The 23,175-nt window shown below is 72.8% G+C and carries 17 protein-coding genes; 7 read left to right on the top strand and 10 right to left on the bottom strand.

Translation table 11 applies throughout. The annotated features are described in order from the left end of the window. Nucleotides 1-14: 14 nt before the first annotated feature. Nucleotides 15-2,594, bottom strand: coding sequence for a CHAT domain-containing protein (locus ACIPFH_RS15315; protein ID WP_401826902.1), 2,580 nt, complete (start codon nucleotides 2,592-2,594; stop codon nucleotides 15-17). A 249-nt stretch (nucleotides 2,595-2,843) separates the two neighbouring features. On the opposite strand from ACIPFH_RS15315, the gene ACIPFH_RS15310 reads away from it, so the two are divergent. The 3 genes from ACIPFH_RS15310 to ACIPFH_RS15300 all read left to right on the top strand — a co-directional run bounded on the left by ACIPFH_RS15310 (nucleotide 2,844) and on the right by ACIPFH_RS15300 (nucleotide 5,420). Further along, complete coding sequence (locus ACIPFH_RS15310) at nucleotides 2,844-4,271, top strand: S8/S53 family peptidase (protein ID WP_401826611.1); 1,428 nt, start codon at nucleotides 2,844-2,846, stop codon at nucleotides 4,269-4,271. Between the two features lie 70 nt (nucleotides 4,272-4,341). Next, nucleotides 4,342-4,917, top strand: coding sequence for an RNA polymerase sigma factor (locus ACIPFH_RS15305; protein ID WP_401826608.1), 576 nt, complete (start codon nucleotides 4,342-4,344; stop codon nucleotides 4,915-4,917). Between the two features lie 14 nt (nucleotides 4,918-4,931). Next, complete coding sequence (locus tag ACIPFH_RS15300) at nucleotides 4,932-5,420, top strand: hypothetical protein (protein ID WP_359129735.1); 489 nt, start codon at nucleotides 4,932-4,934, stop codon at nucleotides 5,418-5,420. Nucleotides 5,421-5,637: 217 nt separating this feature from the next. Here the strand turns inward: ACIPFH_RS15300 and ACIPFH_RS15295 are convergent, their stop codons facing one another. From ACIPFH_RS15295 to ACIPFH_RS15280, 4 genes are all read right to left on the bottom strand, one after another. After that, nucleotides 5,638-6,423, bottom strand: a complete 786-nt coding sequence (locus tag ACIPFH_RS15295) for an N-formylglutamate amidohydrolase (RefSeq protein ID WP_401826606.1) — start codon at nucleotides 6,421-6,423, stop codon at nucleotides 5,638-5,640. A 221-nt stretch (nucleotides 6,424-6,644) separates the two neighbouring features. Next, entirely contained in the window at nucleotides 6,645-7,883 is a 1,239-nt protein-coding gene (locus tag ACIPFH_RS15290) for a homoserine O-acetyltransferase (RefSeq protein WP_401826900.1), read from the bottom strand. After that, a complete protein-coding gene (locus ACIPFH_RS15285) occupies nucleotides 7,880-9,244 on the bottom strand; it encodes a bifunctional o-acetylhomoserine/o-acetylserine sulfhydrylase (RefSeq protein ID WP_401826603.1) in 1,365 nt (454 codons plus the stop codon). The genes ACIPFH_RS15290 and ACIPFH_RS15285 overlap by 4 nt, the downstream gene beginning before the upstream one ends. Nucleotides 9,245-9,809: 565 nt before the next feature. Continuing rightward, a complete protein-coding gene (locus tag ACIPFH_RS15280; protein ID WP_401826601.1) occupies nucleotides 9,810-12,029 on the bottom strand; it encodes an NADP-dependent isocitrate dehydrogenase in 2,220 nt (739 codons plus the stop codon). Nucleotides 12,030-12,238: 209 nt separating this feature from the next. Between ACIPFH_RS15280 and ACIPFH_RS15275 the strand changes: the two genes are divergently transcribed. Next, nucleotides 12,239-13,780: a M1 family metallopeptidase gene (locus ACIPFH_RS15275; protein ID WP_401826598.1), complete on the top strand. Its 1,542-nt coding sequence runs from the start codon at nucleotides 12,239-12,241 to the stop codon at nucleotides 13,778-13,780. Between the two features lie 15 nt (nucleotides 13,781-13,795). Here ACIPFH_RS15275 and ACIPFH_RS15270 read toward each other — a convergent pair whose 3' ends face one another. Both ACIPFH_RS15270 and ACIPFH_RS15265 read right to left on the bottom strand, forming a co-directional pair. After that, complete coding sequence (locus ACIPFH_RS15270; RefSeq protein ID WP_401826595.1) at nucleotides 13,796-14,893, bottom strand: mechanosensitive ion channel family protein; 1,098 nt, start codon at nucleotides 14,891-14,893, stop codon at nucleotides 13,796-13,798. A gap of 705 nt (nucleotides 14,894-15,598) precedes the next feature. Further along, nucleotides 15,599-16,507, bottom strand: a complete 909-nt coding sequence (locus ACIPFH_RS15265; RefSeq protein ID WP_401826592.1) for a YbhN family protein — start codon at nucleotides 16,505-16,507, stop codon at nucleotides 15,599-15,601. 339 nt (nucleotides 16,508-16,846) lie between these two features. On the opposite strand from ACIPFH_RS15265, the gene ACIPFH_RS15260 reads away from it, so the two are divergent. Continuing rightward, nucleotides 16,847-18,727, top strand: coding sequence for an ABC transporter ATP-binding protein (locus ACIPFH_RS15260; RefSeq protein WP_401826898.1), 1,881 nt, complete (start codon nucleotides 16,847-16,849; stop codon nucleotides 18,725-18,727). 634 nt (nucleotides 18,728-19,361) lie between these two features. Then, nucleotides 19,362-19,808, top strand: a complete 447-nt coding sequence (locus ACIPFH_RS15255; protein ID WP_401826589.1) for a DUF6098 family protein — start codon at nucleotides 19,362-19,364, stop codon at nucleotides 19,806-19,808. Nucleotides 19,809-20,079: 271 nt separating this feature from the next. On the opposite strand, the gene ACIPFH_RS15250 is transcribed toward ACIPFH_RS15255, so the two are convergent. Next, nucleotides 20,080-21,114 (bottom strand): DNA topoisomerase IB, encoded by a 1,035-nt coding sequence (locus ACIPFH_RS15250; protein WP_401826586.1) that lies wholly within the window; start codon nucleotides 21,112-21,114, stop codon nucleotides 20,080-20,082. Nucleotides 21,115-21,511: 397 nt separating this feature from the next. Between ACIPFH_RS15250 and ACIPFH_RS15245 the strand changes: the two genes are divergently transcribed. Next, a complete protein-coding gene (locus ACIPFH_RS15245) occupies nucleotides 21,512-21,742 on the top strand; it encodes a hypothetical protein (protein ID WP_401826583.1) in 231 nt (76 codons plus the stop codon). Nucleotides 21,743-21,755: 13 nt separating this feature from the next. On the opposite strand, the gene ACIPFH_RS15240 is transcribed toward ACIPFH_RS15245, so the two are convergent. Further along, nucleotides 21,756-21,932 carry a DUF2795 domain-containing protein gene (locus ACIPFH_RS15240; protein ID WP_401826580.1) on the bottom strand — a complete coding sequence of 59 codons (177 nt, stop codon included), beginning with the start codon at nucleotides 21,930-21,932 and terminating at the stop codon, nucleotides 21,756-21,758. Next, nucleotides 21,929-23,113, bottom strand: coding sequence for a Vms1/Ankzf1 family peptidyl-tRNA hydrolase (locus ACIPFH_RS15235; protein ID WP_401826577.1), 1,185 nt, complete (start codon nucleotides 23,111-23,113; stop codon nucleotides 21,929-21,931). Before ACIPFH_RS15235 ends, ACIPFH_RS15240 begins: the two co-directional genes overlap by 4 nt. Nucleotides 23,114-23,175: the final 62 nt, after the last annotated feature.

The following is a 23,175-nucleotide window of genomic DNA, read 5'->3' as shown; positions in this document are numbered from 1 at the left end:
GGCCGGCGGACGGCTCACGCCGCGCCGAACGCCGTGAACGCCCACCCCGTGGCCTGATGCAGCGCGTCGCCCGGCAGCGCGGCCCGGGCGTCCCGCAGGGCCTCGGCAAGGGAGCGCCCGGCGCTGACGCCCTTGTGCAGGGCCAGCATCAGCGGGACGACCGCCGCGTCGTTGACGGGGGCGCTGCTCGCCACCACGCCCGCGGTGCCCAGCGGCAGCAACGCCGTGACCAGGCCCAGGAGTTCGTCCGCACCGACCGAGGCGAGCCGCGCGGTGTCGCAGCTGGACAGGATGATCCGGTACGGACTGCGGGCGAGCCGCTCGAAGTCGTGGACGATCAGCGGCCCGTCCGCCATCCGCAGCGACGAGAACATCGGACTGTCGCCGCGGAACGTGCCGTGCGCGGCGATGTGAGCCAGCGCCGCTCCGTCCAACTCCCGCAGCACGCGCGGGACACGGGCGTCCTCCTGCTCCAGCACGATCGGCCTGCCGTACCGCCCGGCCACCTCCGGCACCTCCGCCCCGCAGGACGCCAGCCCCGGCCCCCGCACGAGGACCTGCCGACCGCCGGGGGGCGGTTCGGTCTCCCGCGCGCGCAGCCAGCCGCTGGCCGACGGCGAGACGCTGACCACGCGCTCCCGCAGCGACGGCAGCAGCGCCCACGGCACCCGGTGCAGCCGGGCCGGCGGCACCACCACGAGCGGGCCCGGGCCCAGGTGCCGCGCCGCGTCGCCCAGCAGCAGCTCCTCCAGCTTCCGTCCCGCCGCCTCCACCACCGGCAGCCGGCTCTCCGCGCCGGGGTGGGCCAGCCGCCGCAGTCCGGCCTGGACGTGTTCGGCCTCCCGTTCCGCCTCGGCCAGCAGCCCGCCCGCGAAGCGGCGCACCCGCCCGTCCCCGCACAGCAGTACCTGAACACGCCCGTCCAGTACGGCCAGTTCGACCAACCGTCCCTCGCCGAGCCGCTCCAGCAGCCGTCCCGCGTCGAACCGGTCGCCGCCGAACCGGTCGCCGCCCCAGGGCGTGACCCCGCGGATGTGCAGGGTGCGGGAGCGGATCTCCCGCTCCAGGCGCCGCTGTTCACGCTCCAGTGTCGGCACCGGCCGGCCGTCCATCCGGGCGGCCTCCGCGCGGGCGGCGATCACCCGGAAGGCGGTCAGTCCGCTCAGCAGCGCCGGGTCGGCCGGCGGCCGGGTGGGCGGTGTCGACAGCGCCGTGGCCCGCCACCGCTCGCTCCACACCAGCAACTGCCGCGGCCCGCCCCGCTCCAGAGAGACCTCCTGGGCCAGCGCGGCGAGTTCCGCGCCCTGCGCGGTGGCCCGGGCCCGCAGCTCCGAGGCGCCCAGCGTGGTCCGGTGGTCGTCGAGGACGTCGAGCCCGCGCCGGCAGGCCTCGAGCACGCCCCGGCCCGAACCGGTGGCCCGCGCCCACAGCGCCTGCGCCGCCCAGCCCGTCATCCGTGCCAGCGGCGGCCCGCTGTGCCGGCTGCGCGCCGCGATCTGCAGATACCGTTCGGCGTCGGTGCTCCAGTTCAGGTCCAGCGCGATCCGGCCCGCCAGCAGCCAGGCCTCCGGCGCGGCCGACGCCTGGAAGGCGGCGAGCCGCTCGGCGAGCCGTACGGCGTCCGCGACCAGTCGTCCCGAGCCGCGCCCGGTGGCGACCCGCGCCTCGATCAGCACCAGCCGGGCGTGCGCCTCCCACCAGGTGCGCCGCTGCGCCGCGAAGAGCCGTTCGGCCACCGCCGCGCGCGCGATGGCCGTCCCCGGATCGCCCGCGAGCCGCGCCGCCCTCGCGGCCGCCAGCAGCAGCTCCGCCTTGCGGGTGGACTGCCCGCCGATGCCGTCGAGCACCGCGATCGCCGCGTCCGCCTCGGCCAGCGCCTCGGGCGCGAGACCGGCGGCCATCAGGACCTCGCAGCGCCGGATGTTGAGCATGAACGTCGGCGTGCCGAGCTTGGCGTACCGCTCCTCCGCCTCGTCGAGCAGTCGCAGCGCGGCGGGGACGTCCCCGGAGCGGAACGCGGCCAGTCCCCGGCTCTCCACCGCGTCCGCCTTGTCGTGTTCCTGGCCGGTGGTGTCCCACAGTGCCTCGGCCGCCGTGAAGTCCGCCTCGGCCCGGTCCACCGCCCCGAGGGCCAGATGCACGGTGGCACGCAGGGTGAGGGCCCGCGCCGTCCAGATGACGTCGTCGGCCTGGCGCAGTACGGGAATGGTCCGGCGTACGTCCTCCAGCGCCTCGCGATGATGGCCGAGGACCCACAGGGAGTAGGCCCGCCGGTACAGCACGCGGGCGCGGGTATGGCCGGTCCCGCGCTCGACCCCCCGCTCGAACGCGGCCAGCCCCTGCCGGGTGCGGCCCGCGTGCACCAGCGCCACGCCGAGCGTGCCGAGGACGTCCGCCTCCCGCTCGGCCGAGTCCGAGCGCGCCGCGAGATCCCGGGCGCGCCGCAGATGGTCCAGGGCGAGCCGCATGTCGCCCCAGTCCCGCTGCCAGATGCCGATCACCTGGTGGGCGACCGAGGCGTGCAGCGGCGTCGGATCGGTGTCGAGCACTCCTTCCGCCCGCGACAACGCTTCGTTGGGGGCGGCGAACACCATCGGCAGCAGTTCGAGAACCGTGTCGTTTCCCGCTGTCACTCCACGGATGGTAGTGCTCCGGCCTGCACGCCACACCGGTTCGGCACCGTATCCACCAGTAACAATTGGACGTCGCGTCAACGGACTCGGCGTCGCGAGGGGGCGTGCGGCCGCAACCGCACCACCCCCATCCGCCGTCGCACCACCTGTATCAGACGACCGCCTCACGGGTCTTGCTGACGACCACCGGCTGTAGGGGAGGACACGCCCATGGCACCACAGCGATTCCACGAGCAGTTCGATCACCTCCAACGCGCGCTGCCCGACGTCCCGTTGGCGATGGGACCGGACGACTCCGCCGAGTTCATCTACGAGAAGGGCGTCGTTCTCGCACGCGACGGCGAGGAGGCCCGGGTCGTCGAGGACGCCGTCCGTTCGCACTTCACCGCGACCGAGGGCCTGGTCCCGGAGCACGTGCGCCGGGCGGGCCCGCAGACCAACCGCTCGGGCATCACCCGCATCCGGGTCGGCGATCCCGGCGAGGGCGGCCGCGGCGCCGACCACACCGTCGCGGGGGCCCTGAGCGCGCTGCGGGAGACGGAGGGCCGCGCGGGCCGCCGACTCGTCAGCCGCAATCACCTGGTGTCGATCGCGGTCAACGCCTGCCCCGGTGACGAGCCGGTGCCGGCCCCGCGCAGCGCGCAGCCCAACCCGGCCGCGGTACAGGCGGCTCAGGACCCGGGGGGCGCCGACGCCGTCGAGGTGCTCGTCGTCGACACCGGCCTGACCCACGACTACCGCTCCTATCCGCTGCTCGCCCGCACCGAGGGCGACGCCCAGGTCAGGGAGACCGACGAGGACGGGGTCCTCCAGCAGTACGTCGGCCACGGCACGTTCATCGCCGGACTCGTCGCGGCCGTCGCGCCGCACACCGACGTCACCGTGCGGGGCACCCTCAACGACGCGGGCGCGATCCTGGAGTCCGAGTTCGGCGAGCGGCTCTTCGACGCCGTCCAGGACGGCTGGCCCGACATCCTCAGCCTCTCCGCCGGCACCTCCAACGGCCGGGTCGACGGTCTGCTCGGCGTGGCCGCGTTCATGGAGGAACTCCAGTCCCGGGACACCCTGTTGGTCGCGGCCGCCGGCAACAACGGCAGCGCCTCGCCCTTCTGGCCCGCCGCGTACGCCTCGCTGCCCGAGTACGCCGACGCGGTGCTGTCGGTGGGCGCGCTGCGCGGCGACGGCGAGTTCGGCGCCTGCTTCAGCAACCACGGCGCCTGGGTGAAGGTCTACGCCCCCGGCGAGCGCCTCATCGGTGCCCTCACCGGCTTCGACACCCCCGTCCCGTACGTCTACCAGCACTCCACCTACGAGGCCTGCCGTTACGGCTTCGCCTACGCCTGCACCTGCCGCTCCCCGCGGCACGTCGGCGTGTTGAGCGAGGTGCAGCAGGTCCCGCCGGGCAAGCCGGACCAGGTGATGTTCGAGGGACTGGCGTCCTGGAGCGGCACCTCCTTCGCGACTCCGGTGGTGGCCGGGCTGGTCGCGGCCTACATGACCGCGAACCAGGTGAGCGATCCGCGAGCCGCCGCCCGCCGGTTGCTCGCCGAGCGTTCCGAGTTCGCCGAGGTGCGGGGTGCGCACGTCCCGGCACTGCTTCCGCCCACCTGGCGACCGGTCCCGGTCGGTCCGGCGTGAGGGCGGCATGACGTCCGGGAGGGGCCCCGCCGCGGCGTACGATGACAGGCCGTACACGAGGGGTGGGGCCGTGGACCGTACTGATGTCGGCGCGCTCGTCCAGTCCGCCGTCGACGGTGACACGGCGGCCTGGAAAGCGCTGGTGGACGGGCTGAGCCCGTTGGTGTGGTCGGTCGTGCGCGCACACCGGCTCTCCGACGCCGACGGACACGAGGTGTACCAGACCGTCTGGTTCCGCTTCGCCCAGCATCTCGGGCGGATCCGCGAGCCGCACAAGGCCGGTTCGTGGCTCGCGAGCACCGCGCGCAACGAGTGCCTGAAAGTGATCAAGGGCTTGAGGCGACTGACCCCGACCGACGATCCCCTGCTGCTCGACCGGGCCAGTGAGGACCGCACGCCGGAGCAGTGGGTGCTCGACTCGGAGGAGGCGGCCGCGCAGAGCGAGCGTGTCCGGTTCCTGTGGCAGGAGTTCGAGGCGCTCGGTGAGCGCTGCCGGCAACTGCTGCGGGTGCTGATCGCCTCGCCGCCGCCCAGTTATCAGCAGGTGTCGGCCGCCCTGGGCATCGCCGTCGGCAGTATCGGACCGATGCGCCAGCGATGTCTGCGCCGCCTGCGCGCCCGACTCGACGCACGGGGAGCTCTGTGAACGGCATGAACGGTATGAACGACGACGAGGGCGACGACATCTTCGGCGAAGTCCCCTTCGTCGACGAGGAGTTCGATCACGACCGGCTGGAGGAGGAACTCCGCCAGGCCGCCGCCATCCTGGACCCGGTGCCGGCCGAGCTGCGACGGGCCGCCATCGAGGCCTACGCGCTGCACGACCTGGACGCGCGGATCGCCGAGCTGACGTTCGACTCGTTGGTCGACGCCATCCCGGTGCGGGGCGCGGTGGACGTGCCGCGGATGCTGACCTTCCACACGGGCGGGCTGACGGTCGACGTCGAGGTGACCGACGAGGGACTGCTGGGTCAGCTGCTGCCGCCCCAGTCGGCCTCGATCGAGGTCCTGCACGGCCCCCGGGCGGGCACCGCGCTCACCGCCGACGACCTGGGCCGCTTCGCCTGCGACGCGCCGCCCAGCGGCCCGTTCGCCCTGCGGCTGCGGACCGGCGCGGAGGTGGTCGTGACGGAGTGGCTGCGCGCCTGAGGTCCCAGGCGCCGGGGCCGGTGTCGCGGCCCCGGACCCTGGTCTTCCTCCATGAGGCGGCCTGCCGTCCGGGACCTGCGAGTCGCAGCCCCGGCATCCGGCGGTGGCCGGCGCGCACGGGGTCGCCGGTGGCCCGGGCCCGTCCGGTCGCCCGACGGTCTCCGCCGTCGCACCGCCCGCCGTCGCCCGCCCCGCTCGCCTGCCCGGTCGCCTGTGGTCAGCCGGTGGCCGCGTCCACGAGGGCCGCCAGGGCCGAGGCGAGCACGGTGAGGCCGGGCCCGGCCGGTCCGCCCGGCTCGGTCATGTAGGTGTCCCGCCGGATCTCCACCATCAGCGCGCTGACCCGCGCGTCCTTCCCATAGTGCGCCAGAGGCACGTACGCCCCGGAGAACGGGCTGTCCAACCCGATCTCCCCCACCTCCCCGAACGCCTTCCGCGCGGCGGCGAGCAGTCCGGGCGGGGTGTGGAAGGCGTCGGTCCCGAGGCAGACCGGCGGCCGCGGTCCCTCGCCGTGCAGTTCGTAGGGCAGCGGCTCGACGGGGTAGGAGTGCACGTCGACGACGACGGCCCGTCCGACCGCCGTCAGCCGCTCGGCGACGGCGTCGGTCATCGCCCGCGCGTACGGCCGGAAGTAGCGGGCGACGAGCGGCTCGGGATCGGTTTCCTCCGGCCGCAGCACCTCACGGTGCGTGGTCCGCGTGTACACGGCCCCCATGCCGACGGCCCGCATCTCCTCACGGTCGTCCGGGAACCGTTCCGGATCGACGACGAGCCGGGACAGCCGGTTCACGAACCGCCAGGGCGTCACTCCCGCCAGCCGCGCCGCCTCCTCCGCGATCTCCGCGGTGTGCGAGTCGGTGATGTGGTCCAGCTCCCGCTCCAGCGCCCCTTCGTCCAGTACGATGCCCGCCCGCACCCCGGCCGGTATCTCCCGTGCCGAGTGCGGCACATGCAGGATCACCGGTGAGTCGGGAGCACCGGGCAGGAAGGCGAAGGACGACATCGGGGCAACTCCTGGAGGGTCGGTCGGCGGCGTGTGATCAAGGTGCCACATCGTCCGCCCGGCCGAGACCTCCGGTGCCGTGACGCCATCGCCGGAGCCCGGTGCGGAGGCCGCGGTTGTCGGGGTGTCGAGCCCCCGGGCCCCCGGTGCCGAGCGCGTCATCGCGGAGCGCCCGGCGCCGAGTCCGCCGCGGGGACTGGTCATGCCGGGTTCGCCGTCGTTCAGCCTCCGGTGCCGAGGGGGTCGGTGCGGGGGTTTCCGGTGCTGAGGCCGCGGTCGCCGGGTCTCCCGGTGTCGAGACTCGCGGTGTCGAGAACCTCCCGCACCAGCTTCGCCACCTGCTCGGTCTCGATCAGGAACCCGTCGTGCCCGTACGGCGACTCGATGACCCGGAGCCGGTCGGCCGACGGCACGTGAGCGGCCAGCTCCGCCTGCTGGGCGAGCGGGTAGAGGCGGTCGGAGTCGACGCCGGCGACCAGGGTGCGCGCGGTCACCCGCCCCAGCGCGGCCCGGACGCCGCCCCGGCCCCGGCCGACGTCGTGCGCGTTCATCGCCTCCGACAGCACGACATAACTGCCCGCGTCGAACCTGCGCGCCAGCTTCGCCGCGTGATGGTCCAGGTAGGACCCGACCTGGTACCGGCCGCCGCCGAACGGGTCCTCACCGTCCTGGGGCGTTCGGCCGAAGCGGATCCGGAACTCGGACTCGCTGCGGTAGGTGATGTGGGCGAGGCGCCGGGCGATGCCGAGCCCGGCGTGCGGCCCCGGGCCGCCGTCGTGGTAGTCGCCGCCGCGCCAGTGCGGGTCGCCGCGGACGGCGTGCAGCTGGACGTCGGCCCAGGCGATCTGCTCCGCGCTCGCCGCCGCCGTCGTGGCGAGCAGGAGGAGGGCCTCGACCCGGTCCGGGTACGACACCGCCCACTCCACGGCCCGCATCCCGCCCATCGACCCGCCGACGACCAGGGCCCACCGGTCGATGCCCAGCGCGTCCGCGAGCCCCGCCTCGGCCGCCACCTGGTCGCGCTGGGTCAGGAACGGGAAGGCGCCGCCCCAGCTCCGCCGTCCGCCGGGACGTGCCGACGCCGGCCCGGTGCTGCCCTGGCAGCCGCCCAGCACGTTGGGCGCGACCACGAACCACCGGTCCGTGTCGAGCGGCCGGCCGGGCCCGACCAGCCCGTCCCACCAGCCGGGCGTCGGATGACCGGGCCCGGCCGGACCCACGACGTGACTGTCCCCGGTGAGCGCGTGCAGCACGAGCACGGCGTTGGAGCCGTCCGGCGCGAGCCGCCCCCACGTCTCGAACGCCAGCTGCGCGCCCGGCAGTTCACCGCCCGCCTCCAAAGGCAGCGGCTCCCGCGCCGCGTACCACTGCCGGCGCCCCGGCGGGTCCCCCTCCCGCCAGGCCCCGGAGGCCGGCGGGAGGGAGACGCCCGTATGCGGAAGGGCGGGTACGGCGTTCAGGACGACGCGCCCTTGGCCGCCCGGAAACCGGCCTCCAGGTCGGCCCTGAGGTCGGCGAGGTTCTCGATGCCGACCGACAGCCGCACCAGCCCCGGCGAGGTGCCGGTCGCCGTCAGCTGCTCCTCGTCCAGCTGGCTGTGGGTCGTCGACGCCGGATGGATGATCAGGCTGCGGACGTCACCGATGTTGGCGAGGTGGCTGAACAGCTCGACCGCGTCCACGAACCGCTTGCCCGCCTCGACGCCGTCCCGCAGCTCGAAGGAGACGATCGCGCCCGCACCGCGCGGGAGGTACTTCTGCCCCGCCTCGTACCACTGGCTGGACGGCAGGCCCGGGTAGTGGACGGCGGCCACCTCGTCCCGCTGCTCCAGCCACTCCGCAAGCGCCTGCGCGTTCGCGGAGTGCCGTTCGAGGCGCAGGCTCAGCGTCTCCACGCCCTGGAGCAGCAGGAACGCGGAGTGCGGGGACAGGGCCGGGCCGAGGTCGCGCAGCAGCTGCACCCGCAGCTTGATCGCGAACGCCCCCGGGCCGAGCGCCGGCCAGTACCGCAGACCGTGGTAGCTGGGGTCGGGCTCGGTGAAGTCCGGGAAGCGCTCGGCGTGCGCGCCGAAGTCGAAGGTGCCGCCGTCGACGACCACACCGGCGATGGTCGTGCCGTGGCCGCCGAGGAACTTGGTCGCGGAGTGCACGACGATGTCCGCGCCGTGCTCGAGGGGCCGCAGGAGATAGGGCGTCGGGACGGTGTTGTCCACGATCAGCGGCACGCCCGCCGCGTGCGCCACGTCGGCGACGGCCCGCACGTCGAGCACGTTGCCGCGCGGGTTGCCCAGGGTCTCCGCGAACAGCGCCTTGGTGTTCGGGCGGATCGCCGCCCGCCAGGCTTCGGCGTCGTCCGGGTCGTCCACGAACGACACCTCGATGCCGAACTTCGGGAGGGTGTGCCGCAGCAGGTTGTACGTGCCGCCGTACAGCGAGGTGCTGGAGACGATGTGGTCGCCCGCGCTCGCCAGCGTCAGGATGGCCAGGGTCTCCGCGGCCTGCCCCGACGCCAGCGCCACGGCCGCCACCCCGCCCTCCAGTGCGGCGATCCGCTGCTCGAAGACGTCCTGGGTGGGGTTGTGGATGCGGGTGTAGATGTTGCCGGGCTCGGCGAGCGAGAACAGGTCGGCGGCGTGCTGGGTGTCCCGAAACACGAACGACGTCGTCTGGTAGATCGGCGTGGCGCGGGCGCCGGTCGCCGGGTCGGGCGCGGCTCCGGCGTGGATCTGCCGGGTCTCGAACGACCACGCGGAGGTGTCGGGTCCGGCGGACGGCTCGTCGGGGGTGTGACCGGCGGTGACGGAGTCGATGGGCTGGCTCATGGTGCTCCTCGTGCGAAAGGGCGTGACTGAGCGCGCGTGCGAGGACGCGGCGCGGAAGTGGGGTGGGCGGCCGGGGCGGGTCAGCTCGCGGCGCGACAACCCGTGGTGGTGACGCGCACGTAGTCGACGTGGCGGCGGGTCACGAGCACGGTCATGGATTTGAGGTAAGCACAGCGCTCCGGCGTGGGCCAGCGGCGGGCGGGGCGTGCAACGCAACGTTCACGAAAGGGGGTTGGCGGCGTCTGCTGAGGTCAGCGTGGTGTTTCGGCCCCGCCGCCCTGCTCTCCCCCCACCCCCGCCGCCCTGCTCCCCCCACCCCCGCCGCCCTGCTCCCCCCACCCCCGCCGCCCTGCTCCCCCCACCCCCGCCGCCCTGCTCTCCCCCGCTCCCGGCTTCGCTCGAGCGGGGGCTCATCGCCTCTGGGGCTGCCGCCCCCGGACCCGCTTTCGGCCCGAAGGGCCTCGTCCTCGAACTCCCCCGGAGGGGGCACCTGCGGACGGGCCGGAACGCACCGCAGCCCCGGCCGGCGGGTGCGGTCGGGGCTGCGGTCGAGTGCTTCCGTGCGTCAGCTCAGGGACGCCAGGGCCTCGTTCCAGGTGGTCGACGGGCGCATGAACGCCGCCGCCCTGGCCGGGTCGGGCTGGTAGTAGCCGCCGATGTCGGCGGGCTTGCCCTGGACGGCGAGCAACTCGTCGACGATGGTCTGCTCGTTCGCGGCGAGCGTCTCGGCGAGCGGGGCGAAGGCCTTCCCCAGTTCCGCGTCGTCGGTCTGCCGGGCCAGCTCCTGCGCCCAGTACAGGGACAGGAAGAAGTGGCTGCCGCGGTTGTCGATGCCGCCGACGCGACGGGTCGGGGACTTGTCCTCGTTCAGGAAGGTCGCCGTGGCGCGGTCGAGCGTGTCGGCGAGGACCTTGGCGCGGGTGTTGCCGGTGAAGTCGGCGTACTGCTCGAGGGAGGGCACGAGCGCGAAGAACTCGCCCAGCGAGTCCCAGCGCAGGTAGTTCTCCTTGACCAGCTGCTGGACGTGCTTCGGCGCGGAGCCGCCGGCGCCGGTCTCGAACAGGCCGCCGCCCGCCATCAGCGGGACGACCGACAGCATCTTGGCGCTGGTGCCCAGCTCCAGGATCGGGAACAGGTCGGTGAGGTAGTCACGCAGCACGTTGCCGGTCACCGAGATGGTGTCCTCGCCGCGGCGGATGCGCTCCACCGACAGCTTGGTCGCCTCGACCGGGTTCAGGACGCGGATGTCCAGGCCCTCGGTGTCGTGCTCCGCCAGGTACTGCTCGACCTTGGCGATCAGGTTGGCATCGTGGGCGCGGGTCTCGTCCAGCCAGAACACCGCCGGGTCGCCGGTGGCGCGGGCGCGGGTGACGGCCAGCTTCACCCAGTCCCTGATCGGGGCGTCCTTGGTCTGGCAGGCGCGGAAGATGTCGCCGGCGGAGACCGTCTGCTCGATCACCGCGTTGCCGGCCTGGTCGACGAGGCGGACCGTGCCGGTGGTCGGGATCTCGAAGGTCTTGTCGTGGCTGCCGTACTCCTCGGCCTTCTGCGCCATGAGGCCGACGTTCGGGACGGAGCCCATGGTCGAGGGGTCGTAGGCGCCGTTGGCGCGGCAGTCGTCGAGCACGGCCTGGTAGACGCCGGCGTAGGAGGAGTCCGGCAGCACCGCGAGGGTGTCGGCCTCCTGGCCGTCCGGGCCCCACATGTGGCCGGAGGTGCGGATCATGGCCGGCATCGAGGCGTCGACGATGACGTCGGACGGCACGTGCAGGTTGGTGATGCCCTTGTCGGAGTCGACCATCGCCAGGGCCGGGCCCTCGGCGAGCTCCGCGTCGAAGGAGGCCTTGATCTCGGCGCCCTCCGGCAGGGACTCCAGGCCCTTGTGGATGCCGCCCAGACCGTCGTTCGGGGTCAGGCCGGCCGCGGCGAGCGTCTGGCCGTACTTCGCGAAGGTCTTCGGGAAGAAGGCGCGCACCACGTGACCGAAGATGATCGGGTCGGAGACCTTCATCATCGTGGCCTTGAGGTGCACGGAGAACAGCACGTCCTCGGCCTTGGCCCGGGCGATCTGCGCGGTGAGGAACTCGCGCAGCGGCGCGACGTGCAGGACGGAGGCGTCGACGACCTCGCCCTCGAGGACCGGTACCGACTCGCGCAGCACCTTGGTGGAGCCGTCGTCGCCGACCAGCTCGATCCGCAGGGTGCCGGCCTCGGAGATCACGACCGACTTCTCGGTGGAGCGGAAGTCGTTCTCGCCCATGGTGGCGACGTTGGTCTTCGACTCCGACGACCAGGCGCCCATGCGGTGCGGGTGGGTCTTCGCGTAGTTCTTGACCGACGCGGGGGCGCGGCGGTCGGAGTTGCCCTCGCGCAGGACCGGGTTCACGGCGGAACCCTTGACCTTGTCGTAGCGGGTCTGGATGTCCCGCTCCTCGTCGGTCTTCGGGTCGTCGGGGTAGGCCGGCAGCGCGTAGCCCTGGGCCTGCAGCTCGGCGATCGCGGCCTTGAGCTGCGGGATCGACGCCGAGATGTTCGGCAGCTTGATGATGTTGGCCTCGGGCGTCTTGGCCAGCTCGCCGAGCTCGGTCAGCGCGTCCGGGATCCGCTGGTCCTCGGCCAGGTACTCCGGGAACACGGCGATGATGCGCCCGGCCAGCGAGATGTCCCGCGTCTGGACCGCGACACCCGCCTGCGAGGCGTAGGCCTGGACCACCGGCAGGAAGGAATACGTCGCCAGGGCCGGGGCCTCGTCAGTGTGCGTATAGATGATGGTCGAGTCAGTCACCGGGTGCTCCGCTCCACGTCTGCAACATTGCTCGACATCAAGATATCTCGTGACGGGGATCGGCTCGACAGGGGTGTCCTCCTGTCTCGGCATGTACATGTTTCATTTTCGGTGCAACCGAAGTTCCGCTTTTCGTGGTCATGCAGGTAGATCGTCGACCTGATCCGACGGCCGGACCGACCACTCGGCCGCCCGAGCGAAAGCGGACCATGAGATATCGCACCAGAGTGACGGCCCCGGCGGCCGCGCTGATCGGCACGGCAGCAGTCCTGGCCGGGGGAAACACGGCGTACGCGAACCCGAAGACCGACGCAGCCCCGGCCCCCGAGACCCTCGGCGACCCCGTCTTCCCGACCCTCGGCAACGACGGCTACCGCGTCGGCGCCTACCACCTCGACCTCTCCTACGACCCGTCGACGGCCCTCGTCGAGGCGACGGCGACCCTGGAGCTGCGCACCACCCAGGACCTCACCCGTCTTTCGCTCGACGCCCTGGGTCTGGAGATACACACGGTCAGGGTCGACGGCCGCACCGCCGAATTCGAGCAGGTGGACGAAAAGCTGCGGATCACCCCGGTCCGGGCCCTGCCCGCCCGCGCCCGGGTCACCGTGTGCGTGACCTACACGGCGGACCCGCGCCGTACGCTCGCCCACACCGCGTGGGTCCCCACGGCGGACGGGTTCGCGATCTGCCCCCAGCCGGACTCGGCGCACACCGTCTTCCCCTGCAACGACCACCCGTCGGACAAGGCGGACTTCACCTTCCGCATCACCGTCCCCGCCACCCTGCGCGCCGTCGCGAGCGGCTCGCTGGTGTGCACGGAGAACCTGGCGGGCGACCGGACCGCGTACACCTACCGGTCCCGCTCACCGATCGCCACCGAACTGGTGCAGATCACGGTCGGCGACTACGTCGTCAAGGAGCGCCGGGGCCCGCACGGACTGCCGCTGCGCGACGTCGTGCCGACCGCGCGGGCCGAGGCCCTGGAGCCCGCCCTCGCGCTCACCCCGGGCCTGGTCGAGTGGATCGAGGCGCGGCTGGGCGCCTACCCCTTCGAGACGTACGGGCTGCTGCCCTGCAACTCCGACGACCCGCAGGCCTTCGACTTCACGGGCCTGGAGACCCAGACCCTCACGCTCTACAAGCCGAACTACCTGCTCCAGGCGGAGCCGAAGATCGGCTCGCACATGATGCACGAGCTGGTCCACTCCTACTTCGGCAACAGCGTCAGCCCCGCCACCTGGGCCGACCTCTGGCTCAACGAGGGCCACGCCGACTTCTACGGGCTGCTGTACCGCTACGAGCGGGGCTGGCCGGACTCCCTGGGCCTGACCACGTTCGAGGCCCGGATGAAGGACACCTACGCCCGCGGCGACCAGTGGCGCAAGACGTCCGGCCCGGTCGCCGCGCCCAACGCGGCCAACCTCTTCGACAGCCAGCGCTACCTCGGCGGCGTCCTCGTCCTGTACGCACTGCGGCAACTCATCGGCGAGGACGCCTTCCACGAGGTCGAACGGACCTTCCTGGCCCGCCACCGCAACTCCTTCGCGTCGACGGAGGACTACATCGCCATCGCCTCCCAGGCCGGCGGCCAGGACGTGTCCGGCTTCCTGCGGGACTGGCTGTACGGCACGACGACACCGAGGATGCCCGGCCATCCGGACTGGACGGTCACCCCGGTGACGCCGTCCCTCACCGCCCCGCGCCGCCTGGCGGGCGCGCGGTGGCACGAGAACTCGGCCACCCTCTGAGCGGATCGGCCTCCGTCAGTCGTGCAGGGCGGGCAGCTCGCCCTGCACGACCCCGTCGCCGGTCCGCTGCTGCGGGATGACGACCGTGCCCGACTGCAACGCGACGGTGCGGGCGGGCGCCGGGATCCGGATGCCCTCCTCGCGGTAGCGGCGGTGCAGGCGCTTGATGAACTCGTGCTTGATCCGGTACTGGTCGCTGAATTCGCCGACGCCCAGGATCACCGTGAAACCGATCCGCGAGTCGCCGAAGGTGTGGAAGCGGATGGCGGGTTCGTGGTCCGGGAGGGCGCCGTCGACGCCCGTCATGACCTCCGCGATGACCTCCGAGGTCACCCGCTCCACATGCTCCAGGTCGCTGTCGTAGGCCACGCCCACCTGCACCAGGATCGTCAACTGCTGCTCGGGACGCATGTAGTTCGTCATGTTCGTCTTGGCGAGCTGCCCGTTGGGGATGACGACGAGGTTGTTGGAGAGCGCGCGCACGGTCGTCTGACGCCAGTTGATGTCCTCGACGTAGCCCTCCTCGCCGCTGCTCAGCTTGATGTAGTCACCGGGCTGGACGGTCTTCGAGGCGAGGATGTGGATGCCCGCGAAGAGGTTGGCGAGGGTGTCCTGGAGAGCCAGCGCGACGGCCAGACCGCCGACGCCCAGGGCGGTGAGCAGCGGGGCTATGGAGATGCCCAGCGTCTGCAGGATCACCAGGAAGCCGATCGCCAGGACCAGGATCCTGGTGATGTTCACGAAGATCGTGGCCGACCCGGCGACGCCGGAGCGGGAGGAGGTCACCGACTGCACCAGCCCGGCGACGACCCGCGCCGCCGACACGGTCACCACGAAGATCAGCAGCACCGTCAGGCACTGGTTGACCGTGTGCTGCACGGCCTTCGTCAGCGGCAGCACCGCGGCCGCGGCCGCCGCGCCACCGGCGATCATCGACCACGGCACCACGGTGCGCAGCGCGTCCACGACGACGTCGTCGCCACTCCACCTCGTGCGCTTGGCGTGCTTCGCCAGCCAGCGCAGCAGTGTGCGTGACAGGAAGGCGGCCAGGAGGCCGGTCGCCAGGGCGATTCCGGCGATCACTCCGTCGTCCAGGGTCAGGGCGCGGTTCACCGGTCACCTCCGGGAAGTCGATCCGCGGCACACGGGGCCGCCGCCGACGGCCGGATGTGAAGTCTCGTCACGATGTCACCTGTTCGTTCCGGGGTGTGCGGTCGCGCCCGTCCGTAGAACGGGCGCGACCGTCCATCCTGCCGTATCCGGCACGGGAGTTCGTACCCGAGGATCCGGCCGGGATGGCGGGATCCCGCAGCTCGGGCGACGCATTCGGCCAACCGCGGACACCGCGTGCGATCCGGGGCCGCGCTCGCGGCCGTCCGCCACGAGCGGTGGTACGGGAACCGGCGGGGCGGGAGCCGCGGCCGGGGTGGGGCGAGCGCGTTGGCGCGTTCCGCACGTGCGGGCGCCGTCGGGCCGGGGAGGGATGAGTGCGGAGCCGTGTTCCGCGCGTGCGGTGGTGCGAGCGCCGTCGGGCCGGTGTGGGACGGTGCGGCGGCGCGGCGCGTTCCGCGCGTGCGGTGGTGCGAGCGCCGTCGGGCCGGTGTGGGACGGTGCGGCGGCGCGGCGCGTTCCGCGCGTGCGGTGGTGCGGGCCCGTCGGGCGAGGGCGGGGGTTGGGGCGAGCGCGACGGGCGGGCGGGGCGGGGCGGGGGCGAGCGCGACGGGCGGGCCGGGGTGGCTGGAAACCGCCCGGGCGCCCTGATGCGGCAGCGCCGGGACGGCGTACGCGGGCGGGCGGCCGCCCACGTCGGTGACCGCCTCAGATGACCTTCATCCGTACCAGCGCCCCGAGCGTCAACGCTCCCGGCAGCAGCGGCAGCCACACCGTGATGATCCGGTAGCCGAGGACCACCGCCGTGGCGATCGCCACCGGGCCGCCCGCCGCCACCAGCGCCACGATCAGCGCCGCCTCCACCGAGCCGATCCCGCCCGGCGTCGGGACCAGCGCGACCGCCGCCGTCGCCGCCAGATACGCGACCGCCACGTGCGCCACCGGCACCGGCAGCCCCAACGCCTGTCCCACCGCGGCCAGACCGGCCGCCTGGAGCAACGGGAAGGCCAGCGAGCCGCCCCACAGGGCCAGCACCCGGGCCGGACGGGAGTGCACCGAGCGCGCCTCGCCGAGCGCGGTGCGCAGGAAGGAGCAGACCGCCGACCGCAGCCGCCGCACCAGCGCGAGCGCGCCCGCCACCACGAGCACGGCCGCCCCGATCCCGCCCAGCAGCGGGCCGAGCGCCCCGTCGGGCAGCAGGGAGCCGAGCCTCAGCGCGTCGGGGAAGACGAGCAGCAGCACACCCAGCAGCCCGACCCGGGCCACGCCCTCCGCCAGCACGTACAGGGCGAGGGCCGCGGAGGAGCGGGCCAGCGGGACCCCGCACACGGTCATGAACCGCAGGTTGACCGCGCTGGCGCCCAGTCCCGTCGGCAGCAGGTGGTTGGCCGCGCCCGCCGCGAACTGCGCGGCCAGCAGCCGCCGTGCGGGCAGCCGCTCCACCACCGCGCCCTGTCGGGTGACGGCCGCCGCGACCCACGTCAGGCAGGTCGCCCCGACCGCGGCCAGCAGCCAGGGCCACTCGGCGCTCCGCAACTGTGCGAAGCCCTCGACGAGCACGGACCGGTGCCGCACCGCGACCACGGTGACGAGCAGAAGCGGAAGCAGACACAGCATCCGGCGCACCGGCACGCGCCGGCCCGGCCTGCCCGGGGGAAGGGGGACGAGTACGGGTACGGGAACAGGAACCGTTGTCACACTCGAAGAGGCTCTCCGCACGGTGCCAACTGCGGGTTGCGGAAGCGGGGACGGAACATTACGTACGGTCATCGGGTCCTTCGTCTGATCCTTTGTCACCGAGCGCGACCACTCTGTCACCGGGCACGTCGACTCTGTCACCGGGCACGTCGACTTTGCCGCCGTCGACGCCACTGTCACCGAGGACGTCTTCGACGGGCATGTGGGGAAAATCTTGACCTCAAGGTTGCTCGAGGTTCTACGGTCGTTCCCATGAGCATGGAGAGCACCGCCTGGACGCAGCTGTACAGCGTCATGAACGCCCAGCAGGAACGCCGCCCCTTCGACCCGGTGACTTTGCGCCGCATCGGCGCGTTCGCCCGCCCGCACCGCCGCCGCATCGCGCTGTTCGTCCTGCTGGGGGTGCTGACCGCGCTGCTGGCCGTGGCCACGCCCGTCCTCGCCGGACGTGTCGTCGACGCGATCGTGTCGCACGGCGACGCGGACGCGGTCGTCCGGCTGTCCCTGCTCATCGCGGTCATCGCGGTGCTGGAGGCGGCGCTCGGCATCCTGGGCAGGAGGCTCTCGGCGACGCTCGGGGAGGGACTCATCCTCGATCTGCGCACGGCTGTGTTCGATCATGTGCAGCGGATGCCGGTCGCGTTCTTCACACGTACCCGTACGGGTGCGCTCGTCTCCCGACTCAACAACGACGTGATCGGCGCCCAGCGCGCCTTCAGCAACACCCTCTCCGGAGTGGTCTCCAACCTCGTCACCCTGGTGCTCACGCTCGCCGTGATGCTCACCCTGTCCTGGCAGGTCACGCTGCTCGCGCTCGCCCTGCTGCCGGTGTTCGTGCTCCCGGCCCGGCGCATGGGCAGCCGGATGGCCGGCATGCAGCGCGAGGCGGCCGCCCTCAACGCGGCGATGGGCACCCGGATGACCGAGCGCTTCTCCGCGCCCGGCGCCACGCTGGTCAAGCTGTTCGGCCGACCCGAGGAGGAGTCGGCGGAGTTCGCGGCCCGTGCCGCCCACGTCCGGGACATCGGCGTCCGTACGGCCACCGCCCAGTCGGTCTTCATCACCGCCCTGACCCTCGTCTCCGCCCTGGCCCTCGCCCTCGTCTACGGTCTCGGCGGCCGTCTCGCCCTGAACGGCACTCTCGAACCGGGCGCCGTCGTCGCCCTCGCCCTTCTCCTGACCCGCCTGTACGCCCCGCTCACCTCCCTCGCCGGGGCCCGCGTGGAGGTGATGAGCGCCCTGGTCAGCTTCGAGCGGGTCTTCGAGGTGCTCGACCTGAAGCCGCTCATCGCGGAGAAGCCGGACGCCCGCGAGGTGCCCCCGGGCCCGGTCTCCGTCGAGTTCGACGACGTCCGCTTCGGCTACCCGTCCGCCGACAAGGTCTCCCTGGCCTCCCTGGAGGAGGTCGCCTCCCTCGACACCCGCGGCGGCGCCGAGGTCCTGCACGGCGTCTCCTTCCGCGCCGACCCCGGGCAGACCGTCGCCCTCGTCGGCTCGTCCGGCGCGGGCAAGTCGACCATCGCCCAGCTCCTGCCGCGCCTGTACGACGTCGACGCGGGCGCCGTCCGTATCGGCGGGGTCGACGTCCGTGATCTGAGCGCCGGTTCCCTGCGGGCCACCCTCGGCATGGTCACCCAGGACGGCCACCTCTTCCACGACAGCGTCCGCGCGAACCTCCTGCTCGCCCGCCCCGGAGCCACCGAGGACGAACTGTGGGACGCGCTGCGCCGCTCCCGCCTCGAGGATCTCGTCCGCTCCCTTCCCGACGGCCTCGACACGGTCGTCGGCGAACGCGGCTACCGGCTCTCCGGCGGTGAGCGCCAGCGCATGACCATCGCCCGGCTGCTGCTGGCCCGTCAGCGCGTCGTCATCCTCGACGAGGCCACCGCCCATCTCGACAACACCTCCGAGGCGGCCGTCCAGGAAGCCCTGGCCGAGGCCCTCGCGGACCGTACGGCGGTCGTCATCGCCCACCGTCTGTCGACCGTACGCGCCGCCGACCTGATCCTCGTCGTCGAGTCCGGCATCGTCGTGGAGCGCGGCACGCACGAGGAACTCCTGGCGATCGGCGGGCGGTACGCGGAACTGCACCGGACGCAGTTCGACCAGCCGGGGATGACGGGGGCGACCGTGCTCTGAGCATTCGGCCGGCTCGTCCCCGGCGGGGCGGGCCGGGAGCGTGTCCTTTCCGGTGTTTCGAGGAACCGCTGTCCCGGACGGCCGGCGCTCGGCCAACAGGTCGGCCGGGACGACGTCGGCGGCGCGGACGGCGCGGACGTTTCGAGGACGGCGAGGGCGAAGCCGGCCTGGCGATCAGATCGCTCCTGGATCTGCGGCCGGGCGTCGTGGACCGTCAGGCCATGGCGCGCTCGCGGGCGTGAGCTGCTGACCCACCCTGCGGGCCGGCTCCGCCGCCCCACTGCGCCGCCGTACCTCACGTGCCTCTGACGTTTGCCACCGGAAGGGCTGGGCTACCCGGACCACTGGCCGGCAGGGCGAGATGTCCGCCGATACCGGAAAAAGAACGAGGACGGAGCGCGATGTCGAATCCACAGCAACCAGAGATACGGCGTAGCGACAAAGGTGCGAGCACCCCACAGGACAGCCGGGAGCTCGAGGCATCGCAGGAGTCGGTGCACGGGGGCAGGGTGCACGGAACGGACCGGGGTGCCAAAGGTGGCGGCGAAGGCGGTGGCACACCGCCCGCGCAACGTCCGGACCACCCTCAGTAGGTGAGAGTGTCGGCCATGTACGGGCGCTGCGCGAGAAGCGCATGATCACCGCGCTGACCACTCTGCACACGCTCGACGAGGTCGCCGAAAGGGTCCGTCGGCAAGACCGCCTGTACGTCCGCTGGTCACTTGGACCGGAGACGGACCTGCGCGACACCTCCAGTCGGGACGAGCTCACAGGTGTGTCTCTTCCCGGGCTGTCCGCCAATTCGCTGGACGTCGAGCCCTGGTGGCGCGACCGGCCGGTGCGCATCTGGGTCGCTCGCCGCTTGTACGACTACTGTCACCTGCCTCGTCACCGAGGGGATGGCGTACGGCCATGGTTGCTGCGAGGCCGGGAAAACGGGCGCGGTCCCGACAATGAGCCGTTGGTGACTCACGTCGAGCCGCTGGCATGGGTCGCCGACGTGGTCATCGAAGAGGTGACGAGGGTGATCGAGGAGCAGCCCGGGCCATGGGGTCCTGTCGAACGCAACGAGCAGCCTTGACGACCGAGCACGCAGCCACCAGGGTGCCGGTGAGTGAGTCGTAGCCGTAACGCCACACGCACTTGGACCGCGAGGTTACCTCCCTGGGCTCGGCCCCTGCCGGTGCTGTCGTGTCCGGCTCCGACGGCAGACGGGTGCCCGAGACCACCGAGTCACCTCGGCCGGCGATCCGGGTACGAGCCGGAAGGGGCGGGGCGGTCCCTGCAGGCGGCCGGCGCTGGCCGCGGCGGACATCGGGCCGAGAGCCGGGGGAAGGAAAAGGCCATGCTCCTTACGCTCCCTCGGGTGCGTGTCCGTTGCGGAGCATGCGCAGCACAGCCCGTTCGGCGGGTCCCTGGGTCGCGGGGACGCCGTACGCGCCCTCGTCGCCGAGATGGGGCAGCGCGGCTGCCACCGTCACGCCCTCCTCGTACAACTCGACCACCCGCGGGTTGATGTAGGAGGCCCGGCAGACGGCCGGCGTGTTGCCGAGATAGCCGGACACCTCGCGCACCGCCCGGGCGATGGCACGGCGCCGGGCGGTCTCGCTGCGTGCGACGGGCTGTGAGACGGCCAGCGCGACGGCGGCCAGTACGGTGGCGTGCCAGGTTCGGAAGTCCTTGGCGGTGATGTCGAGACCGGTGAGTTCCTTGAGGTACGCGTTGACGTCATGGCCGCTCACGTCGTGCCAGGTTTGCCGGTCCCAGTAGGCCAGGAGCCGTTCACCGCCGCCCCGGCGCCGCAGCAGCGCGGTGAGGCTGCGGCAGGCGGCGGGGTCCGCGACCGTCTGGATGATCTCCTTGCCGTGCTTGCCGGTGTAGGCGAACAGGATCGCGCCGGCCTGGCAGCGGGAGTGCTCTCGCAGCAGCGTGGTGAGGCCGTAGCTGTTGTTCAGTGCGGTGTAGCGGTCGCTGCCGATGCGGAAGAAGCCGAGGTCGAGCAGGCGCACCGCGGTGGCGAGGACCCTCCGCCGGGTCAGTCCGCGGTCGTGCAGATGCCCCTCGACCGCCTCCCGTACGGCGGGCAGGGACTCGGCCACATCCAGCACGTGCTCATGCTTGGCCTGCTCCTGCGCCGCACGGAACTGCGGGTGGTACAGGTACTGGCGGCGTCCGGCCGCGTCGGTGCCGACGGCCTGCAGATGCCCGTTGCGCCGGGTGCAGATCCACACGTCCCGCCAGGCCGGCGGTATGACCAGCTCCCGGATACGGACCAGCTCCTCGGGATCACGCAGCGGCTCACCGTGGGCGTCGACGTAACGGAAGCCGCGTCCGTGGCGCAGGCGGCGGTAGCCGGGGTCGGTGGGACGGCTGTGATGAAGACGCACTCCAACCTCCTTGGACGCACCTGCCGTGCGGGAAGTCCCGCCTCGTACGGTGCACGGCCTCCCGTCCAGTGCTCAGCCGGCGCGCGCACCTCCTTTCTCCTACCCCCGCCGCATCCCGGCCTCCGAGGGAGGAGATGAACCGATGAGCGAGCAGACGCCTTCCGCGGAAGAGCCGGACAGGTAGGCCCGGGCGCGGAGCGACGAGGAGCCGGGGGCTCATTCCGGTGGGGAGAGCCAGGCGCGGGAGCGGGTCCTGCCGGGCACGGCGAGTGCCGCCGAGGGCTACCCGTCGCCGAGCGGAACGGGAACGGCGCGGGACGACCCTCTTGCCGGTGTCCAGAAGTCCGCGCAGGCCGCACAGGGGGGCGAAGGCACCGGGCCGGTCAGGCGGGAGCATGTGCGGGAGTCGCTCGAGGCGTGTGACGACGGGTCGACCCTCGTCGTTGTGGAGGGCCGGGCCCAGGTGGTGCCCGCCGACGACCTCGGGTCCGACCGTTACGCCGGTGCCCTCGAGGTCGTCTTCGGCGAGGAACTCACCCGCCAGGCGACGCCGGGCGCCCGCTCGGAACGCGAACTCGACGCCCTGGCCGCCACTTTGAACATCATGGTGTCGAAACTCGGGGCGTGAGACATCCCGCGTCTCAGCCTGTTCGCCGCCCCGTGCCGAGCGCGTCGCCGATCTCGGTCACGTTCGCGTAGGAGCCGCTGTCCGGCAGGCTGCGCGCCGCCTCCAGCACGGGGCCGGTCGCGTGGTGCGCCGCCAGGACGTCCATTACGGTCCGCCGGTCGGCCGGGAAGGCCCCGTCTGCCGTCGTCACCCCGCGGTGGGCGCGTACGTCCAGCGCAGCAGGGCGCCGAGACCGCCGACCGGGATGTCGGCGTCTTCCCCCGACGCCTCGGAACCGTCCGAACCGTCCGAGGTGTCCTGAGGATCCACAGCGGGAATGACCAGGACGTCGGCGGCCGTGACCGCGGCCGAGCGCAGCAGCGCGTCGTCCGCGCGTACGGAGACGGGATCGCTCTCGCCCAGGGTCTGCGCGTCGGTCCGGCGCACCGCGACCTGGTCGGGTCGCTCGCCCACCCACGTCTCACGGTCCAGGTCGGATCCGTCGGGCCGGACCAGCAACGTGTCGATGCGGTGCTCGCGTGCCGCCTCCACCACGGCCGGGACGCCCTCGACCGCGTCCGTCGGCCGGTCGGTGCCCACGCGTCCGGCGCGGAAGCGGTCCAGCGCCTCCTCGACGCGACGGCGGGTGTGCTGGTGCCGGGCCTGCTCGATGGCCTCTTCCAGGGCGGGAGAGGACGAGCCGGCGGCGCGGCCTCCGTGCTCGGTCTCCACCGTCACCGCGCGGACGGCGTCGGGGAGCCTCTCGTGCACCGCCGGCCGTTCCCGGGGATCGCCGACCAGCACCACCAGTTCGGCGCCGCATTCTTCGTACGCCGTGCTCAGCGCTTCGGCGATCTCGCCGGCGTTGTGCTCCCAGGTGTTCTCCACCTTGAGCTGGAAATGCCGCTCGGACCAGTCCGCCGAGGCCGTACGGTGCACCGGGTACTGCCGCCCTTCCACTCGCCCGGCGTCCCGCGGCCCGGCCGCCCCGCGCAGTTCGAAGTCCGCGCCGGTCCGGTCGATGTACGCCACGAGGCAGACGGGGTCCTGGCCGCACAGTTCCAGCAGCGGCGTCAGCCGGGGGAGTGGAGCCCAGGACGCGAGGTGTCGCTGCGGCGGGCGGGCAAGACGATGGCTGAGCACCACTTCGCCACCGGTGGCGAATACCACCCGGCCCGCCGGGTCCCCGGCGGGGCTGATGCCGTTCAGGACGTCGTGGAGCGCCCCGGTGGTCTCGGCGTCGGCCCCCTGCTCCTCCAGCGTCCGGCAGACGTCCCGTGCGGACAGCTCGCGCCGCTTGGCGCCCGACTCGTCGTTCTCGCCGGGGTCGAAGTAGACGGTGGCCCAGGGGCCGGGCCGGTCGAAGAGTGGTTCCAGGAATGACAGCTGCACGTTTCCTCCTCATTCGTCCCGTGGGGTCTCGGGCCGGGTGCCCGAACGGCGGCGGGGGACAC

It is taken from the genome of Streptomyces sp. NPDC088157, assembly GCF_044741545.1.
In the GTDB taxonomy this organism is placed as follows: Bacteria; Actinomycetota; Actinomycetes; order Streptomycetales; family Streptomycetaceae; genus Streptomyces.
This window is presented reverse-complemented; position numbering and strand designations above follow the sequence as displayed.